Annotated in this window: 18 protein-coding genes; 10 read left to right on the top strand and 8 right to left on the bottom strand. The window is 33.0% G+C overall.

The window, feature by feature from the left end; all coding sequences use genetic code 11:
• Positions 1-22 precede the first annotated feature (22 nt).
• The 4 genes from B8T70_RS03680 (at position 23) to B8T70_RS03665 (ending at position 4,388) form a co-directional block, all read left to right on the top strand.
• On the top strand, positions 23-1,876 hold the full coding sequence (locus tag B8T70_RS03680) for a BspA family leucine-rich repeat surface protein (protein ID WP_086893949.1): 1,854 nt from the start codon (positions 23-25) through the stop codon (positions 1,874-1,876).
• A gap of 168 nt (positions 1,877-2,044) precedes the next feature.
• Positions 2,045-2,893 carry a DUF5977 domain-containing protein gene (locus B8T70_RS03675; protein WP_086893948.1) on the top strand — a complete coding sequence of 283 codons (849 nt, stop codon included), beginning with the start codon at positions 2,045-2,047 and terminating at the stop codon, positions 2,891-2,893.
• A gap of 10 nt (positions 2,894-2,903) precedes the next feature.
• A complete protein-coding gene (locus B8T70_RS03670) occupies positions 2,904-3,254 on the top strand; it encodes a DUF5977 domain-containing protein (protein ID WP_086893947.1) in 351 nt (116 codons plus the stop codon).
• A 33-nt stretch (positions 3,255-3,287) separates the two neighbouring features.
• A complete protein-coding gene (locus B8T70_RS03665) occupies positions 3,288-4,388 on the top strand; it encodes a hypothetical protein (RefSeq protein WP_086893946.1) in 1,101 nt (366 codons plus the stop codon).
• A gap of 234 nt (positions 4,389-4,622) precedes the next feature.
• Here B8T70_RS03665 and B8T70_RS03660 read toward each other — a convergent pair whose 3' ends face one another.
• Positions 4,623-5,849: a PQQ-dependent sugar dehydrogenase gene (locus tag B8T70_RS03660; RefSeq protein ID WP_086893945.1), complete on the bottom strand. Its 1,227-nt coding sequence runs from the start codon at positions 5,847-5,849 to the stop codon at positions 4,623-4,625.
• A gap of 361 nt (positions 5,850-6,210) precedes the next feature.
• Here B8T70_RS03660 and B8T70_RS03655 point away from each other — a divergent pair, with 361 nt between their 5' ends.
• The 3 genes from B8T70_RS03655 to B8T70_RS03645 all read left to right on the top strand — a co-directional run bounded on the left by B8T70_RS03655 (position 6,211) and on the right by B8T70_RS03645 (position 9,838).
• Positions 6,211-7,938, top strand: coding sequence for a M14 family metallopeptidase (locus B8T70_RS03655; protein ID WP_086893944.1), 1,728 nt, complete (start codon positions 6,211-6,213; stop codon positions 7,936-7,938).
• 262 nt (positions 7,939-8,200) lie between these two features.
• Complete coding sequence (locus B8T70_RS03650) at positions 8,201-8,542, top strand: hypothetical protein (protein ID WP_086893943.1); 342 nt, start codon at positions 8,201-8,203, stop codon at positions 8,540-8,542.
• Between the two features lie 330 nt (positions 8,543-8,872).
• On the top strand, positions 8,873-9,838 hold the full coding sequence (locus tag B8T70_RS03645) for an IS110 family transposase (protein WP_039116545.1): 966 nt from the start codon (positions 8,873-8,875) through the stop codon (positions 9,836-9,838).
• Between the two features lie 366 nt (positions 9,839-10,204).
• Here the strand turns inward: B8T70_RS03645 and B8T70_RS03640 are convergent, their stop codons facing one another.
• Together B8T70_RS03640 and B8T70_RS03635 are read right to left on the bottom strand one after the other, a co-directional pair.
• On the bottom strand, positions 10,205-10,873 hold the full coding sequence (locus tag B8T70_RS03640; protein ID WP_039115151.1) for a ZIP family metal transporter: 669 nt from the start codon (positions 10,871-10,873) through the stop codon (positions 10,205-10,207).
• 92 nt (positions 10,874-10,965) lie between these two features.
• Positions 10,966-11,730, bottom strand: a complete 765-nt coding sequence (locus B8T70_RS03635; RefSeq protein WP_039115147.1) for a bifunctional 2-polyprenyl-6-hydroxyphenol methylase/3-demethylubiquinol 3-O-methyltransferase UbiG — start codon at positions 11,728-11,730, stop codon at positions 10,966-10,968.
• A 164-nt stretch (positions 11,731-11,894) separates the two neighbouring features.
• Between B8T70_RS03635 and B8T70_RS03630 the strand changes: the two genes are divergently transcribed.
• A complete protein-coding gene (locus tag B8T70_RS03630; protein WP_086893942.1) occupies positions 11,895-13,058 on the top strand; it encodes a class I SAM-dependent RNA methyltransferase in 1,164 nt (387 codons plus the stop codon).
• 188 nt (positions 13,059-13,246) lie between these two features.
• Positions 13,247-13,483: a hypothetical protein gene (locus B8T70_RS03625; RefSeq protein ID WP_039115145.1), complete on the top strand. Its 237-nt coding sequence runs from the start codon at positions 13,247-13,249 to the stop codon at positions 13,481-13,483.
• A gap of 63 nt (positions 13,484-13,546) precedes the next feature.
• On the opposite strand, the gene B8T70_RS03620 is transcribed toward B8T70_RS03625, so the two are convergent.
• The 3 genes from B8T70_RS03620 to rlmD are packed head-to-tail and all read right to left on the bottom strand — an operon-like array spanning position 13,547 to position 16,334.
• Positions 13,547-14,362 (bottom strand): DUF6048 family protein, encoded by an 816-nt coding sequence (locus B8T70_RS03620; protein WP_086893941.1) that lies wholly within the window; start codon positions 14,360-14,362, stop codon positions 13,547-13,549.
• A complete protein-coding gene (locus B8T70_RS03615; RefSeq protein WP_039118824.1) occupies positions 14,334-14,876 on the bottom strand; it encodes a DUF6452 family protein in 543 nt (180 codons plus the stop codon). Before B8T70_RS03615 ends, B8T70_RS03620 begins: the two co-directional genes overlap by 29 nt.
• A gap of 45 nt (positions 14,877-14,921) precedes the next feature.
• The gene (gene rlmD, locus B8T70_RS03610; protein ID WP_039115140.1) at positions 14,922-16,334 is read right to left on the bottom strand and encodes a 23S rRNA (uracil(1939)-C(5))-methyltransferase RlmD; all 1,413 of its coding nucleotides are present in this window, start codon (positions 16,332-16,334) and stop codon (positions 14,922-14,924) included.
• Between the two features lie 192 nt (positions 16,335-16,526).
• Between rlmD and B8T70_RS03605 the strand changes: the two genes are divergently transcribed.
• Positions 16,527-17,564 (top strand): sensor histidine kinase KdpD, encoded by a 1,038-nt coding sequence (locus tag B8T70_RS03605; RefSeq protein WP_242667418.1) that lies wholly within the window; start codon positions 16,527-16,529, stop codon positions 17,562-17,564.
• 176 nt (positions 17,565-17,740) lie between these two features.
• Here the strand turns inward: B8T70_RS03605 and cysM are convergent, their stop codons facing one another.
• The gene (gene cysM, locus B8T70_RS03600) at positions 17,741-18,628 is read right to left on the bottom strand and encodes a cysteine synthase CysM (RefSeq protein WP_039115137.1); all 888 of its coding nucleotides are present in this window, start codon (positions 18,626-18,628) and stop codon (positions 17,741-17,743) included.
• Between the two features lie 2 nt (positions 18,629-18,630).
• Positions 18,631-19,422: a serine O-acetyltransferase EpsC gene (gene epsC, locus B8T70_RS03595; RefSeq protein ID WP_039115136.1), complete on the bottom strand. Its 792-nt coding sequence runs from the start codon at positions 19,420-19,422 to the stop codon at positions 18,631-18,633.
• Positions 19,423-19,581: the final 159 nt, after the last annotated feature.

The following is a 19,581-nucleotide window of genomic DNA, read 5'->3' as shown; positions in this document are numbered from 1 at the left end:
CAAAAAATAAAATTAAAGCAACATGGCTACAAGCAGAATTAACATTAGAAACAAATTTGAAAATGGTGATATTCCTTCACAAAACGATTTTGGAGAGATCTTCGATAGTTTTGTTCATAAAGATGAGGATAAGGCCAATATCCAGATGGTCGAAACAGGAACCGATGATCAGCATTATGTAACACCAGCACTTTTGCGTGCTGGTTTACAAAATGTAAGTACTATTACGGGTAATTGTTACTTTCCACTTAAAGAAAATTTTGATAACTTTAATGGTACAACAATCTTTTTAAAAAAATCACCAATTAATTTTAGTGTTCAAGCATTTAAAAATGGTCAATTACTCCTTGAAGGAGCTGATTATACCTTGAATTATGATACGGCAATACTTACTTTCTCCTCTCCAATAACAAATAGGAATATAGAGGTAGATTATTGGTATAAAAATTTAAGTGCTACATCTGGTTCTGAATCTGATTCTGGGACTACAATAGAACGTCGTCCATATAGAGTATATACTGCATTGTTAACACAATCAGGAACATCTGCTCCTGTAGCAACCGTTCTAGAAAACACATTAGGAGGAACAGTTGTATGGAGCAGAAATGCTGTAGGCCAATATTCGGCTACTTTAGCTGGAGCATTCATAAATGACAAAACAACTGTCCTATTAACCGACTCGTTTCTAACAACAAAATACCTTAGAGGCTCTAGACAAGACAATAATGTCGTACGTGTTTATAGTACAGCTATGACAACAGGAACACTATCAGACGCTATAGAACCTGCTACAATAGAGATAAGGGTCTATAGTCCAGAGATTGGAATACCAACTGCTCCAAGAGGGAAATTTATATCTACCTGGAGAACAAACAATTCATCAGACTATCAAATAACACTACCATTAATATCTTCAGGCACATATGATATGACTGTTGATTGGGGTGATGGTAAGACTAGCATTATCAATTCATACAATTCACCCGAAGTGACACATACTTATGCTGTAGCAGGAACTTACACCGTCTCTATTAGTGGTGTATGTACAGGTTGGAAATTTGATGGAAGCAATGATAAATCAAAAATATTAAGTATTTCTCAATGGGGAATATTAAAATTAGGAACAACTGAAGGTGGATACTTTCGCGGGTGTGAAAATCTTGACTTATCTAAAGTAACCGATACATTAGATTTAACTGGTACAACATCATTAGAATATGCGTTTGAATCATGTTTTGAAATGACCACAATAAACAGATGTAACGAATGGATTGTAAATTCGGTTACAGATATGGGCTGCATGTTTAGATTTTCAGATAAATTTAATCAAAATATCAGTTCCTGGAATACAAGTAATGTTACTACAATGAGCGGAATGTTCTTTACAGCAAAATTATTCAATCAACCTATTGGAGATTGGAACACAAGCAAGGTTAACGATATGTCCCAAATGTTTACATATACAGAAAAATTTAATCAACCAATAGGTAAATGGATTACAAGTAATGTTACGGACATGTCAATGATGTTTTCAGGAGCTACTGCATTTAACCAACCTATTGGAAATTGGAATACTCAATCTGCTATCAATATGAGTTCTATGTTCTATAACGCAACTGCATTTAATCAGCCACTTGGAAATTGGGATGTAACAAATGTTAATGACTTTTTTTACTTCATGGATGATAAAACTCCAACTACTTTCTCTTCTGCCAACTTAGATTCTATCTATAACGGTTGGAGTTCAAAATATGTAAACAAATTAAAAGACATATCATTTGGTACTGCAAAATATTCTTCGTCCAGTGCTACAGGTAGAGCCAAATTAACAGGACAACCAAACAATTGGTCAATTACTGATGGAGGAATGATATAGTTCAAGCTCTTTATAAAAGATAATTTAACTCAAACCACCTGTATTAGAAAACAAATACATTAAAAAATAAAAGCTTTAAAAGATGTTTAATCATACTTTAAAGATTTCTCTAATACACGGTTTGGGTTTATTAAACAGTAAATCATAAAACTTCTTAAAAAATAAAATATGGAAGAATATACACCTTTTGCTTCACTAGATCCAAATAATCCAGATAAGCCTATTACAGGTCACTTCAATATAGAAAAAACTGTAACTACAGCAAAAAATGATTGTTCAGGTGGAATTGTAGGGAGTCCTGTTATGCTTACGGCCAATGCAAAGCAATTTGTATCGCCTATAAGTATTGCAGATGCAAATTTACAAGCTACTTCATGGTTAAACGCAAATGCACAAGCATATGCAAATAATTTAGGAACATGTAGGCCAAGGACTACTGCATGGAGAGGAATAAATCCTACCTGTGTAATTGAACCTACAACAGCATTATTGCCTTTTGATTATATGGTAATACGCTATAAATGGGGAGAAGAAAAAGGAGAAAGCATCCAACCCTCTACTTCATTTATTAACACAGGAACTGAATATGATTATCGTTTGGGATATAATGTCAGTTGGGCTCCTTTACTAGAAATTCCTAAGGGCACTCTTAAAGCGGCAGATGCCTATATGATGTCATCTGGTGAACTTCAGAAAATCTCAGAAAAAGATGCATATTTAGTAAACTTCAAAAAATTCACAACCGATTTCTCTACTTTAAAAACAGTACAAGTAAGTATTGGTTGTCAATGGTCAAGTAATGATGGAGATACCGAAAATATGGAAATAGAAATAACTACCTATAGAGGAGGCACAATGAATAAGGAAGGATATGATATGATAAATACAGGAGGAAGTAAAGTTCAAAAATTAATTTTTTCTAAAAAAATACCTTGGGGTGCAAGAAAACCATCTCAATTGGGATACATAACATATACCAAAAGTTCCTCTACAGCAGAAATAGTAATAAATTATTAAAACAAAAAATATGGGAAATACAGGATATAAATTTTTTACTAAACTTGAACTATACTACACAGATGATAATAGTTCTGCTGGAGAAATAAAAGATAATTTAATTTCAGATGTAGATTATATCGCTCCTATTCTGGATACTCGGTTTTGTCCTCCAAGTCCAAGATATTATAGTACATTAAGTACCCTTGACAAAATAAAAGAATGCCCTAACGGACAAAAAGGAAGTACTGTAACACTTACTGCTTATCCTAATATGTTTTTATCTAATAGCAGTCTAATTGATGCAAATGCAAAAAGAGATTCATGGTTGGCAGAAAACGCACAAGTATATGCAAATCTTTCCGGCACGTGTAGCTTCTAAACCATAGAATAAAATAATTAAAAAAATATAAAAATGAGTACAAATCATAACAGAATAAAGGTTGCTGATTTAGAGAAAAATCAACCAAACAAAATATTAACTACAAACGCTACAGGAGAATTGGAGTTTAGTGAAATTACTGAACTAAAAACCACACCACTTGCCTCTGATGCAGAAACACAAATTACTGCAACAGTAACAGAAGATGGAAAAACTGTGAGCCGATTAAAACTATTTAATTGGTGGGCCTGGATTCGTTCAAATGTTATAACATTATCCAATAAATTAATCATAAACGATAATAATATTGTAATTAAGGCACCCAAAACAGCCGATTATCCTTACTCTGCTGTAAGTTCAGATGCCACATATAACTTTGTTAGTGCAACCAATTATTTCCGATTTGGGTATCAAAGACTATTTTGGATAATTGATGGTTTTAGTGTTATGCTGCAGACACAAAAACCAACTCAAAATAATGATTTATGGCTACCTAATAAATCAGGTACATTAGCTACAACAGCAGATATCCCATCAAATATCATAACTGGAACTGGAACAAACAATAGGGTATCTAGATGGTTAAATGGAGCTTTGACAACTGGAACTATCATTGACTCAGGGCAAGCTGTAGGTGTTCCTCCTAACATTCCATTTTATTTAGGAGATAACGGAGGTGTAAATAGCTATATGAGAATCATAAGTGGAGCTGATACCAATTGGATTCAATCAGGTTTTGGTGTAGAGTCAGGTACTAGACGAGACTTAGCTATTACTGGAATGCTAACTGGAAATGAGTGGATGAGGTTTAAAAATACTGGAGGTATATTAATTAATACTAAAGTTGATAATTTAGTCGATAAATTACAAGTAAATGGTACTGTTTCAGGTAGTCCTGCAACTTTAAATAATCAATTTGTAACCAAGGGACAAGCTGATAGTGCTTATGTAGCGAAAGCAACAATAGTAAATGATCTATCAACATCTCAACCATCTTTAGCATATTTAAACTCAACATATCCTAATGCTCTAATTGGTTTCCGTGTTCATTGTACAAATATGGCATTCGGTTCTTTTATATATGAAAAAGCAACTACTGGTTGGTTACAAATTTCTACTGCAAAAGTAGCATAAACACCTAATAAAATATTTTAACAAACAGGCCAATGAGCTTTTGAAAGATAATATACTTCTTTTAAAAGTTCATTGGCTTTTATATTGTAACTACATTATTAATCAATAAAAAACCTCTCAACTAACCATTTGAATAAAGATTAAAATTGATATTTTTCCTTGAAAATGCACATTCCATTTTTAATTTATGTACATTTTATTTTTTAGTTTGTAATAATACAAAGAAATTAATTGTTATTTTTTGTCAATCTTATAAAGTCTTCCTCCATCAGTAATAGCGTATAATGCTCCGTCTTTACCTTGAGTGACATCTCTAAAACGTTGGTTTTCTGAAGCCAAAAGTCTTTCTTCCCCAACAACTTTATTGTCTTTTATGGCAAGACGTACGATATGCATTCCGCTTAAAGCCCCTATGAAAAGATTATTTTGCCATTCTGGAACACGATTTCCTGTATAGAAAGTCATTCCGCTTGGTGAAACCACTGGATCCCAATAGTAAACTGGTTGCTCCAAACCATCTTGTTGCTGAATTCCCGCTCCAATTTTTTCTCCGCTGTATTCTATTCCGTATGTAATGGTTGGCCATCCGTAATTTGCACCTGCCTTTATACGATTGATTTCATCTCCTCCACGTGGCCCGTGCTCAGCAACCCAAATTTCATTAGTAACAGGATTAAGTGCTAAACCCTGTGGATTTCTATGACCAATACTATATAATTCTGGTAAAGCTCCAGTTTGCGTAAAAGTAGGATTTCCAGTTGCGGGTTGCCCTTCTTTTGTTATTCTAACTACTTTACCCAAACCTGTTGCAACTGATTGTGCTAATGGTCTGGTTTCAAGCACAGATCTTTCTCCGGTAGTTACAACAAGAAAACCTGTTTTATCAAAAAGAATACGTCCGCCATAATGAAGTGTACTTGCATTGGCTGGTTTAGCTCTGTAAATAACGGTTGCGCCTTCGATTGTTTTTTCATCAACTGATAATTTTCCTTTGGCTACTGCTGTATTGTTTCCACCAGTTGTAGCTTCTGCAAAAACCCAGTAAATCATACGATTAGTTACAAATTCAGGGTCAATACATAGTCCTAATAAACCACCCTGTCCGGCAGAATTAACGGCAGGAATACCTGTAATTGTACTACTTACAACTCCTGTAGTCGTAACGATACGCGTCGTTCCTGTTTTTTCGGTGATTAATAATCTACCATCAGGAAGACTTGTAATTCCCCATGGGCTTGTTAATGTTGTAGCAATAACAACTCCCTCATAAGGTGTATTGGTTTGCACACCACTAATTCGGGTTTGTCCTTCAAATGCTGGCTTGTAAGTTGTATTGGCAGCATTTCCTTCTACAGGATTTGTTATTGTACCTGGATTTACATCGACATCTTTATCACTAGAGCAGCTTAATAAACTTATTAGCATACTCGAAACAATAGCAATTTGGTTAATATTTCTCATAGTTTTGGGGTTTTATAATTAAAACATAACGAAAGTCATAATTATAAAATAAAAAAAATTATATAATTTATGAGAAAAGTTATATGATTATAAGTTTTAAAAATGATGGTTTTATTTTAACGTCAAGTTATTTTACCACAAAGCTTCGTGGTACTTTTATCTACCTTGCGCTCTTTGCGTAAAACCGTGCCTCTTTTGCGGTTAATCTCTACTATAGTCAAAACAAAACTTTGTATTCTTTATAGTTAATCGTTGCATAATATTAGACAATCAAGCAACCTTTGCAACTTAGTCCCGAAGCTTCGGGATAGTGCCTTAAAAGAAAATAATTATATTTGATTTCTATTAAAAAAACCAAACCATGAGAATTTTTACTTTATGCTTTTTATTCCTAACCTGTTCGATATTTGCTCAGAAAAACAATAAATACGAGACTTATTTCGAAAAAGGAAACGGAAACCAATCTGCTAATTATCAAGAAACCATAAAATACTATACGCTTCTTGCGCATGATTTTCCGACTATCAAAATGGAAGAAATGGGACTGACAGATAGTGGATATCCTCTACACATGATAACTTATAATCCTGACAAGCAATTTAATTTTGAGGCAATCAAAAAGAATAAAGCAGTAATTCTTCTTAATAATGGGATTCATGCTGGCGAACCTGACGGAATTGACGCAACTATGCAACTGTTTAGAGATTTGGCTTTAGGAAAGATAAAAGCACCAAAAAACACAGTAATAGTAACAATTCCTGTTTATAATATTGGCGGTGCTTTAAACAGAAACTCGACTACAAGAGCCAATCAGGATGGACCGGAAGAATATGGCTTTCGCGGAAATGCCAGAAACTATGACCTAAACCGTGATTTAATTAAATCGGATACTCGCAACACGAAAAGTTTTGTGGAGATATTCCATAAAACAAACCCTGATGTGTTTATCGATAATCATGTAAGCAATGGTTCCGATTATCAATATAAGCTGACTTATATTATGACACAACATAATAAGCTAGGAACAGTTTTAGGTGATTATCTAAATCAGGAAATGATGCCGGCATTGGTAAAGGATTTACAGAAAAAAAATCTGGAAACAACACCTTATGTGAATGCATTTGAAGAAACTCCTGACAATGGTTTTATACAATTTTCGGATAGTCCGCGTTACACAACAGGATACACTTCTCTTTTTAATACAATAGGTTTTGTGGTCGAAACACATATGCTTAAAAACTATGCCGATCGTGTAAAAGCTACTTACGAATACATGACATCTACAATTGATTTTACAGATGCTAATTATAAAAAAATAAAGGAAATGCGTTTAAAAAACGAAGCGCAATATGCTCCTAAAAAACCATATACTATAAAATGGGAAATCGATAGCACAAAAATGACAACCTTTTCATTTTTAGGATATGAAGCAACTCACAAAAAGAGCGAAGTTACAACTGGTAACAGATTATTTTATGACAGAACAAAACCATACAAAAAAGACATTCCTTATATCAAAGAATTCAAATCGGTTAAGAATATTACTGTTCCTACGGCGTATATTATTCCTAAAGGATTCTGGAATGTTATCGATTTACTAAAAAGCAATGGTGTAACTTATACACAACTAAAAAAAGATACAATTATAGAAGTTGAGAGCTACCGAATTGCCGATTTTAAAACGACGAATTCTGCTTACGAAGGACATTATTTACATCGAAATACTAAAGTAACTTCTCAGTTAACAAAAGTACCTTTTTATAAAGGCGATTATGTATTCTCGACCCAACAAAAAGCAATTAAATACTTATTGGAAACATTAGAACCAGAAGGTGTAGACTCTTTCTTTAATTGGAATTTCTTTGATACAATGCTACAACAAAAAGAAGGCTATTCGGAGTATGTTTTTGAAGATACTGCGGCTAAACTTCTAAAAGACAACCCAAAATTAAAAGCTGAATTGGAACAAGCAAAACTCAACGATCCAAAACTTGCCAAAGATCCCGAAGCACAACTGGATTGGGTTTACAAACATTCTGCATATTATGAAAAGGCTCATTTGCAATATCCAGTATATCGTGTATTGTGAATTTAACTGCAATCCCGAGGCTTCGGGAGCAAAGGTTTTTTATATTGATTAGCTTGTAAAACGCTAAGGTCGCAAAGCTGTTTCGCTAATCCTTTGTCAAAGTTTTTTGAACTTTGACAAAGGTAAAACTGAGATTTAAAAATCAACAGCTTTTATGGTTAACCATAATATTACAATATTATAAGCTTTTATATTTGGACTGATATTTTCTTGAAAATATACAAAACAGAAATAATCTTACAAACTTTAAGCTAATTAAATTATGAAAAAACTTTTATGGATAATATTAATAGTAATTGGTTTCTTTTGGATATTAGGCAAATACAGTGAAGAAAGCAATACTGCTATAAACGATAGAAGAACCTATGAAACGAACTGGAGAGAACCAACAAATAAAGAACTCCTCACAATTAGTAAGTTAATGATAAAGAACAACATTAAAGGTTGTGGCGAATATCACGTAAAAGAAATAGAAAACGGTGAATATTTGATTGCTTGTACAAGAGATGGAAAAAACTGGACTTATTATATTGCTTGGCCAAATATTGACAAAATATATTTGACGAGTTTAGAAATGGAACAAAAATTAAAACCACCATATTAAAATACCTGCTCCGATAGCACGGATTTTTAATCTGTGCTATCGGATGTAAAGAACTTTAGTTTTACACAAAATAACCCTAAACTTGTCATCCTATGTTTGTAATAAAAAAGGATTTCTGTTTTTAGTACATTTATGTTTAGATTTTCAACAGAAGAAAGGGAAAGATAAAAACTAAAAATTGTCATTTGTCATAATAGACTGTTCGAAATGGTAGTTCCTTTCCCTCTCTGCTTTTGAGCTTGGACAGTTCATTAGGCCTGGAGCCTGTATTTAGGATTGATAAGTCAATAGCAGATTTCTTCCGTTTACTTTTTACTTAAAAACAAAGTTATGACAAAAAACAAAAATTACATCGGAATTGACATATCAAAATTAAGTTTTGATGTTGCTATTAAAATGGAGAATGAGAAATATTCACATTTTAAGTTTAGCAATGACAATGCGGGGTTTATAAAATTCAAAGAGTTATTAAATCAAGATTATGCTATATGTGTAATGGAAGCCAGCGGACCTTATTACTTAAAATTAGCTACATTTCTTTTTAATAGGAAGGCCTCGGTTTGTGTAATAAACCCTCTAGTAATCAGACGTTTTAGCCAAATGCGAATGTCCCGAACAAAAACAGACAAAAAAGATGCTGTAATGATTGCTGAATATGGAAAGAGTCAAACTCCAAATTTATGGAAACCAGAAGCAGAATATGTATTGGAGATAAAGCAAATGCATGCTTATGTTGAGCAAATGAATAAATCCAGAACAGGTCTGATCAGACAGCGAGAAGCTTTTAAATACAATGCGGTAGAATCTTTGGCATTAAAGGAAAGTTTAGAAAAAATGATATTGTTATTAGAAACTGAAATTGCTCTTATTGAGAATAAAATGATTGCAATTATAAAGGATCAACATAATGAACTTTTTCAGCAATTAAAAAGTATACCTGGGATCGGAATAAAAACAGCTATGTTGTTAATTGTCATAAGTGGTGGTTTTACAAAATTTGATAATGCAAGACAATTGAGTTCTTATGTTGGAATAAGTCCTCGTATTTTCGAATCTGGAACAAGTGTAAAAGGGAAGTCGAAAATTTGTAAAATGGGCATGAGTCGCATTAGGGCAATGCTATATGTTTGCTCTTGGTCTGCTAAAAAATGTAATGCTGCTTGTAAAGAATTATACGATAGATTAGTCGAAAAAGGAAAAGCTAAAAAAATAGCTTTAATCGCTGTAGCAAACAAACTACTTAAACAAGCATTTGCTTTAGCATCAAAAAATGAATATTATTTACAAAATAATTAAAAATAAATTTGCTTTTAAACACAGTTCATTTCGACGAAGGAGAAATCTCCACAAGAAACTCCGCAACGAGAGTCCTAGCTTTGTAGAGTTGCTCACGAAGATTTCTCCTTCGTCGAAATGACAAGATTGTGTTTAAGCTTTGCGTTTTACATCTTTACAAGATTAATGTTGCTTTCTAATAAGCTTAACTTAATAACATTGGACTTCGGAACTGTTAGATGTTTTTTGAAAACGATAAGTTATTGTTTTTGCGTGAGGGATAGGAGCTAACTACCGAAGTAGTGCGGATAGCCCGACCGTATTTACAGAAGGCGCATATAAGCGGTTTGCTAAATAGCGCCTTTTGTAAATGTGGTCACGCCCAAACTATATAAAATATGCCAAAGCGATTCCGAATATAATCATCGAAATTTTGGCAATATTAAATTTGTGTCCTTCGCTACTTTCAAAGATTATAGTTGATGAAATATGGAATAATATCCCGATTACTACGGCTGTGATTTCGGTGTAATAATCGTTTAAAAATGGTAAATATTCCGATGCAATAGTTCCTAGTGGTGTCATGATTGCAAAGGTTATCATAAATGCGAAAATGGCTTTTTTGTTAAGCTCGGCATTGACGAAAAAAGTGGTCAAAATAATTGCAATAGGTAAGTGATGTATGGCAATTCCTATGACGATATCGTGATGATGACTCACAGGAAATCCTTCTAGGAAAGCATGAATACATAAACTTATAAAGAGCAACCACGGAATTTGATGCATTTTGGCATGACCATGTACGTGCCCGTGTTCAGCTCCTTTAGAGAAAAACTCGAGTATGATTTGGAATAAAATTCCGAGCATTATAAATAACCCAATATTGTGGTTGTGGGATTCGTAAACTTCTGGCAACAGGTGCATTACTGTAAGTGATAGCAGGAATGACCCGCTAAAAGCCAATAAAAGTTTAAGATTGGTTTTGTCTTTTGGTTTAAGTACCAATGCAACAATATATCCTAGTAATACAGAAAGTAGGGGTAATAGATAATTCATCTTTTTGTTTAATCGGTTTTTTGTTTAATCGTTTTGTCGATTTTGTTACTTTGCTTAATCGATTAAACAAATTAACAGTTAAACGATTAAACCTATTTAAAAATCATGATTAATCGTTCGCTATCAGTTTTATGGAATTTCTTTAGTTTATAATCACCAAATGTATCCAAAAGGAAAATACCTGCTTGTTCCATTAAGTCTTCGAAATCTTTTAATGTTAGTGCTTTTACTTTTTCGGTAAAATGAAATTTACGTCCTTGGTCTTCAAAATCTATTTCTTTAAATATATGTCCGTCCTCTACGTATCGTTTGATATGGAAATCAATATCGTCGACTGTTTTTACTTCTTCGGGAACTAGTGTTTCGATTACTTGTGTTACGTTCATAAAATCGATTACAGCAAAACCATACTCGCTTAAACTTGCTTTTATTGCTTTTAGTGTGGTAAGATTATCGTCGTCACTTTCGAAATAACCAAAACTGGTAAACAAATTAAAAATAGCATCAAATTTTTCTTCGAATGGCTCGCGCATATCGTGCACTTTAAAATGCAAAGTTTCATTGCTATTCTTGCTAGCTTCGGCAATACTGTTTTCTGATAAATCGGCTCCTAGAACATTAAATCCTAGTTGATTTAAATAAATAGAATGGCGTCCTTTTCCACAAGCTAAATCAAGTACATTGGCTTTTTCTGGAAGGTTAAGATAATGTGTAAGATTATCCATAAAAATTTGCGCTTCTCTATAATTTCTGTCTTTATATAGTATATGATAATAGGGTGTGTCGAACCAAGAAGTGAACCAGTTTTCGGACGGTTGGTTTGTATTTGGGGTAGATGGGTTATGTGCTTCAGACATTTATTCTTTTTCAATTAATTCAAGTCCCGCAAATTTAGTGTATTTTTGCTGAAAAATAACTATTTTGCAAGTGATAGACTAACAATGTCGCTGTGTAAATTCGAAAATTTTTTATTACAGATTGATTTTAGTTTAAATAAATCTGTTTTAATTTAAATATAAAAATGGAAGATAATTTTAAAATGGTGGCCAAAACCTTTTTTGGCTTTGAAGAAATTTTAGCAAAAGAACTACAATTGCTAGGAGCACAAGATGTTGAACAAGGTGTGAGAATGGTAAGTTTTAAGGGGGACAAAGGGTTTATGTACAAAGCCAACTTGTCGTTGCGTACAGCATTGAAGGTGCTAAAACCAATTTACTTTTTTAGAGCAAATAATGAACAAGCTTTATATAAAGGTATTTCGGGGGTAAACTGGTCTAAGCTTATAAACGCTAATCAGACTTTTGTGATTGATGCAACGGTGCATTCAGAACATTTTAATCACTCTGAATTTGTTTCTCAAAAGTGTAAAGATGCTATTGTAGATCAATTTAGAGAACGTACCGGGCAAAGACCAAGTATTGATAAAACACATCCGGATTTAAGGATTAATGTACATATCGATAAAGATCAGGTTTCGGTTGCTTTGGATACTTCTGGTAATTCATTACACCAACGTGGATATAGAACGGCTACAAATATTGCTCCTATAAATGAAGTATTGGCAGCAGGAATTTTATTGCTGTCTGGTTGGGAAGGTCAAGGTCATTTTCTAGACCCGATGTGTGGTTCGGGAACTTTTCTTGCTGAAGCGGCTATGATTGCATGTAATATTCCAGCGAATATTAACAGAAAAGAGTTTGCTTTTGAAAAATGGAACGATTGGGATAATGATTTATTTGATCAGATTGTAAGCAGTTTGATGAAAAAAACTAAAGAGTTTCATTATACTATAAAAGGTTTTGATAAAGCACCAAGTGCTGTTAGCAAAGCTAAAGACAATATTAAGAATGCTAACTTGGAGGATTATGTCACTATCGAAGAGAATAACTTTTTTGATACTGAAAAAACAACTCAAGGAACTTTACACATGGTATTTAATCCGCCTTATGATGAGCGTTTGGATATTCATATGGAAGAATTCTATAAAAACATTGGCGATACATTAAAGAAAAATTACCCAGCAACTAATGCTTGGTTTATTACTGCTAATCTTGAAGCCTTGAAATACGTTGGGCTTAAACCATCTCGTAAAATCAAACTTTTTAACGCAAGTTTAGAAGCCAGATTAGTAAAATACGAAATGTACGAAGGAAGTAAGAGAACTAAGTTTCAGGTAACTGAATAATTTAAGGTTCTAAGTAATTAAGATACTAAGTTGCTGAGTTTTTAAGCTTAGCACCTTAGAGCCTGAGGAACTTAGTAACTTTAAAAAATAATAATAATTTAAGGTTGTAAGTGGCTAAGATACTAAATTGCTGAGTTTTTAAGCTCAGGATCTTAGAGCCTCAGAACCTCAGTAACTTTAAAAAAAAAATGACAAAATTACAAGTAAGAGCTTTTTTATATCAGTTGGGCTGTTTTGCTATATTATTTATATTAGCTCGATTTTTGGTAGCTGAATACTCAGGATTAACAGGATTTTGGGTTCCTATGACAGCATTTGTTATTGGAACTCTTTTGTCTCCAAAATTTCAAGCCGCTAAAACTAAAGATGGTGAGAAACTTTTTATGAAATGGATTTTCATGAAAGGAATTAAAGAAATAGGGTAGTACCTATTTATATATTTTACAATTTGGTTATTGTTATATGAATAACCAAATTGTAAGATTATATTATTTTTTGGTTTCTATTTCTGGGATTACTACCTTTTTCTTATAAATAGGAATAAAGTAAGAAACAGTATAGTTGAAACCAATTCCGAAATTACCGTTATATGTTCGGTTGAATCCAGGAATATAAAGATTATCGAAGTTGTCTGGTTTTTTGTTTGTAACCAATGTTTTTAATTGCACGCTGAAGCCTACAAATATATTATTGATTACTTTTACTTTTACTCCTGCATTTACTTCTAGCCAACTAGCAGATAAACCACTATACTTTGTGCCTGAAACCTCAGGAGGAAGTTCTCCCCAATATCTATCTGAATTGTATATTTTATATGTATTTAATTCTTGGCTAAATGTGCTGAAACCATAACGCAAACCGACTGATATTATGTTTTCCATATCAAGCCAGTTTTCATACAAATTGTAATCAAATCCTGCTTTTATGTAGGTACCATTTGTTGTTGAATTAAGTCTGTCATCATCGGTAGTTTTATCTTCGATACCTATTTCGGCAGCCAGATAATATTTTTTGGATAATCGATAATCTCCTACGAATTCTACACCTTTATAGTCCGAATCATATAAGCTGCGAGTTAATTTATATAAATCGACACCAACACGTACTCCATAACGATCAGTTTTTGCAGGAATGCTGTCTTTTTTAGCTTCCTGTGTAGCTGCTTTTTTAGGAGTAGTTTTTACAGGTTTTGTTTCAGTTTTGTTTGTTAGCGTAGTTTTTGTTGTAGGTGTTTCTTGGGCTTGAACCAAAAACAAAGACAACATAAGGCAAAAACTAAAAATATACTTTGATGTGTGTCTCATTTTCTAATTCAATATTAAACTTTTCTACATTAACAACCTGCATCCAAAATCCTTCTGCAATATCAGAATCAGTGCGAACAAATGGTGTATTTCGATCTAATTCAAAAGTGGTTTTATAACCACATGCTCTTGAAACAAAAATATTTTGATGGGTATAATTAAATTTCAATCTATCTTCGTTTATCAAAGCCGTATTTGGATCATTGTAATTTAAAATAAAACGATACGTTGTGCTTTCGGCATTTGTTTTAAGCGGTATAGAAATAGTATTTCCATTAGTGATGTATTTGTCTGCCTCGACAAGAGCCTTTTCATTAAAGACAATACCTTCAGTCATTCCTTCGCCAATCACTTTTAGGTTTCTTACTGTTTTAGGAACTGTAGTATTATCACGGTCAAAAAAAGAAATTACCAATCGAGGTGTCGTAGGTGTATTAGCATCACAAATATCATCTTTCTCACATCCTGAAAAAGTGAAGGCAATTATGATTATTATAAAAAGTATTTTTTTCATTTATTGTTTGTGATTTATGCTTCACGCGTTTTTGTTAACTAGAACTTAGCGAAGTTCCAAAAGTACAACATTTTCTACGTGATGTGTCTGCGGGAACATATCTACTGGTCTTACGCGAGTTACTTTGTATTTTTCATCCATTAATGCCAAATCACGTGCTTGTGTAGCTGAGTTACAGCTTACATAAACTACCTTTTCTGGAGCAATTTTCATAATTTGTTCAATTACATCTTTGTGCATTCCGTCACGAGGTGGATCAGTAATAATAACATCTGGTTTACCATGTGTGGCAATAAAACTTTCGTTAAATACAACTTTCATGTCTCCAACAAAAAACTCACAATTGGTAATATTATTGCGTTCTGCATTTGCTTTAGCATCTAGAATTGCTTCTGGAACACTTTCTACACCAATTACTTTTTTAGCTTTTTTAGATACGAATTGTGCTATTGTTCCAGTTCCTGTGTATAGGTCATATACTGTTTCGTGACCAGAAAGACCTGCAAAATCACGAGTGATTTTGTATAACTCATATGCTTGATCAGAATTGGTTTGGTAAAAAGATTTTGCATTGATGCTAAATTTTAAACCTTCCATTTCTTCCAGAATGTAATTTCTACCTTTATATAGTTTTACATCCTGATCGTAAATTGTATCGTTAGCTTTTCCGTTTACAACATATTGTAGCGATGTTATTTCTGGAAATTTATCATAAAGATGATCTAGAAGTAATTCTCGGTTAGCCTTATCTTCTTCAAAAAACTGAATCAATACCATGATCTCTCCAGTTGAAGCAGTACGAATCATAAATGTTCTTAATAAACCAGAATGTTCTCTTGGATTAAAAAAAGCTAAGTTATGTTCATTAGCAAAAGCTCTGATTTCGTTTCTAATTGCATTTGATGGATCTTCTTGCAGATGACATTTATTAATGTCTAGAATTTTATCCCACATTTTAGGAATATGAAAACCTAATGCATTACGATTCCCTAAATCTTCGGTACTATCAATTTCTTTTTCGGTTAACCAACGGCTATTCGAAAATGAAAATTCCATTTTGTTTCTGTAAAAAAACTGTTTTTCTGAACCTAAAATATTTTCAAATTCTGGAAGTTCAATTTTTCCTATACGTTGTAAGTGATTTTTAACCTCATTTTGCTTGTAGTACAACTGTTGGCTGTACTTCATGTTTTGCCATTTACATCCTCCACAAACACCAAAATGCTCGCAAATTGGTTCTATGCGATGTTCTGATAATTCATGAAATTTCACGGCTTTTCCTTCATAATACGCTTTGCGTTTCTTAAAGGTTTGTACATCTACCACATCTCCCGGAACTACGTTCGGGATAAATATTACTTTTCCGTCGGGAGCTTTTGCTACCGATACGCCTTTTGCTCCAGCATCAAGGACTTGTATTTGATGAAAGACAACTTTGTCTGTATTTTTTCTTCCCATAGCGCAAAAATAAGGGTTTGTAAACTTTTATAAATTTAATTTCGGAAAAATTTTATCAATTTCTTTTATTTAACATTTATTTTGTGTTTAAAAGTTAACTTTGTTTTAATCTAGAACCCCAAATTCTATGGCTTATCAGGAACTTACACTATTTTTATGAAGTTGTACCACATCTTGTCGAAGATTAGTTTTTTGAAGAAAAGCTATGCGTTCAAATTTCTTTTTGTTGCTTTTATAGGCATTCATATTCCGTTAATCGGAATTTTGTTTTTTGTCCTTTATGGTAACAATACAATTTCGGCCAATTCTATTTTGATTTTTTCTTTAATCATGACCTTATTTGCTACTTTGGTTACATTGGTGGTTATAACTCAATTAATAAAACCAATTGTTGTTGCATCTAAAGCATTGGATAATTACAGAACAGCCCGAAAGTTATCTGTTTTGCCATCTCTATACGAGGATGAAGCTGGATTACTAATGCGTAATATTCAGGAATCTATTGATGAAGCGGAGAGTTTTATAAATGAAAAGCAAGATTTGATATATATGATTTCTCATGATTTAAGAAATTTTGCAGGAAACCCTCAGGGATTAGCAAAGCTTATTATAGAAGAGAATCCGTCAGAATCGGTTAAAAATATGGCCGAATTAATTTGTGAATCGACAGATTTGCAGTTTCGATATATCGAAAATTTCATTAAATTATTAAAACAACAAGATGAAATTGCTAAATCGAGTTCGGTAATTAAAACAATTCAAATAGCGCCAATTCTTCCAGCTGTAAGAGAACAAGTATCACAGCTTTTGGCACAAAAAAACATTAAGTTGGTTTCGGATATTACAGTTGATGAAGCTGTACTTAAAATAGATGAAGGGTTGCTAATTCAGGTTCTTGTGAATTTGATTAGTAATGCCATAAAATTTTCTTATTCTGGAAGTGAAATCTTATTGCGTATTTTTGAGGATAATGAGGAGTTGGTTTTTACTGTTTCGGATAATGGGACTGGTTTTGACCAGAGTCGAATCGAAGAGTTGTTTAAAAAATTTACGAAAATGAGTAAATTAGGAACTGCCAATGAAACTTCTACAGGAATTGGATTATATTTATGTAAAAAGATAATCGATAAGAATGGTGGTAAACTAAGTGCAATGAGCCTTGGCAGAAATAAAGGAGCAACTTTTACAATTGTCTTTTCTTATAACAATTCTGAGAAACTTAGTTTTTAAGGTTCAAAGGTTCTGAGTAACAAAGGTTCAAAGTTTTTTTGTGTCAAGTCCAGAGTCTTTGCAATTTTGCATCTTTTTTTAAGGTTCTAAGAAAACAAAGTTGCAAAGATTTTTTTGTAGCAAGCTTTTAAAACCTTAGTACCTCAGAATCTTTGCAACTTTGAACCTTTTTTCTATCAATCAAATAAATCTGAAGATAGATAACGATCACCACGATCACAGATTACAGCAACAATTACCCCAGACTCTAGTTGGTTGGCAATTTTTAGAGCTACAGCTACAGAACCTCCGCTACTCATTCCTGCAAAGACACCTTCTTCTAGCGCTAATCTTTTTGTCATATCGCGTGCTTCTTGTTCGCTTACATCTACAATAGTATCTACTTTTTTAGCATCAAATATTTTTGGTAAATATTCTATTGGCCATTTTCTTATTCCTGGAATTTGAGAACCATCGCTTGGTTGTGCTCCAATAATTTGAATATTGGCATTTTTCTCTTTAAGATAAGTTGATGTGCCAATAATAGTTCCAGTGGTTCCCATTGCCGAAACAAAATGAGTTACTTTTCCATCGGTATCATTCCAGATTTCTGGACCAGTGGTTTTGTAATGTGCTTTCCAGTTATCATCGTTTGCAAACTGATTTAGCATAATATAACCACCTTCGGCAACTTTTCTTTCGGCATAATCTCTTGAGCCGATTATTCCTTCGCTAGCAGGCGTTAAAATAACTGTAGCGCCATAAGCACGCATAGTTTGTACGCGTTCTTTGGTAGAATCCTCAGGAAGTATCAATTCGATATCAATACCCATTAATTGTGCGATCATTGCAAGTGCAATTCCGGTATTACCACTTGTAGGTTCAATAAGTTTATCGCCTTTTTTAATATCGCCTCTCTCCATAGCTGAAAAGATCATATTATATGCTGCTCTATCTTTTACACTGCCGCCAGGATTATTTCCTTCAAGCTTTAATAAAAGTTTGACGTTTTTATTTTTGACTAAATTCACTGTTTCCATCAAGGGAGTATTTCCTATCAGGTTTACTAATGTATGAGTGTTCATAATTATCTTTTTTCTTTTACTTTAACTTCGGTTGTGGTGGTATTGGTTACGATAGATTTTTCTGGGATAGATTTAGTAATCCACGCATTTCCGCCAATAATACTGTCTTTGCCAATAGTGGTTTCTCCTCCTAATATTGTAGCGTTGGCATAAATACAAACATTTTCTTCGACAGTAGGATGTCTTTTAGCATTTTTCATTTCTTTGGCTATGCTTAATGCTCCTAAAGTTACCCCTTGGTATATTTTTACATGTTTTTTTATAATCGTCGTTTCACCTATTACAATTCCTGTTGCGTGATCGATAAAAAACGGGGAAGCAATCGTTGCACCTGCATGAATATCAGTTCCGGTAATTCGATGAGCATATTCACTCATTAATCTTGAAAACAGTAATAAGTCCAGTTTATATAATTCGTGACTTAATCTATATATTGCAATAGCATAAAAACCGGGATAAGCCAAGTATACTTCTTCGATGCTATTTGATGCAGGATCATTCTCTAAAATATATGTTGCGTCTTGAATTAATTTTTCCAAAACAGTGGGTAGTTTTTCCAGGAACTGTTCCCAAATCGATTCACAGGAATTTTCTGATTTTTTGCAAGCTATTATCGCAATTTCTTTAAAGCATTTTTCAAGTTCATTGATGCTTTTGTCTAAAGGAGCATTAGAGTCGAATAAAGTATAAAATAGCTTCTCTGTAAAATCTTCCGTTTTAGTTTTGATTCCGTAGTTTATAGTAGTGTGGCTCTTTAAAGCATTTATATTTTGGATAATCATATTTTTTGTCACAATTATAAAATTGAATTGTTAGTTTGAAATGTTAAAAGTAATGTGTTTTTTGTAAATAGAGGTAGTAATTGGTTAAAGAAATTTAGCCATTAACATTCTGTTTGCAATAATTAAAAAATTTTAAGCAGCACTAAAGTTGTTAGTATAAAGCGAATTAAA

Origin of the sequence: Flavobacterium sp. AJR (genome assembly GCF_002156885.1) — a bacterium.
Taxonomy (GTDB): Bacteria; Bacteroidota; Bacteroidia; order Flavobacteriales; family Flavobacteriaceae; genus Flavobacterium.
This window is presented reverse-complemented; position numbering and strand designations above follow the sequence as displayed.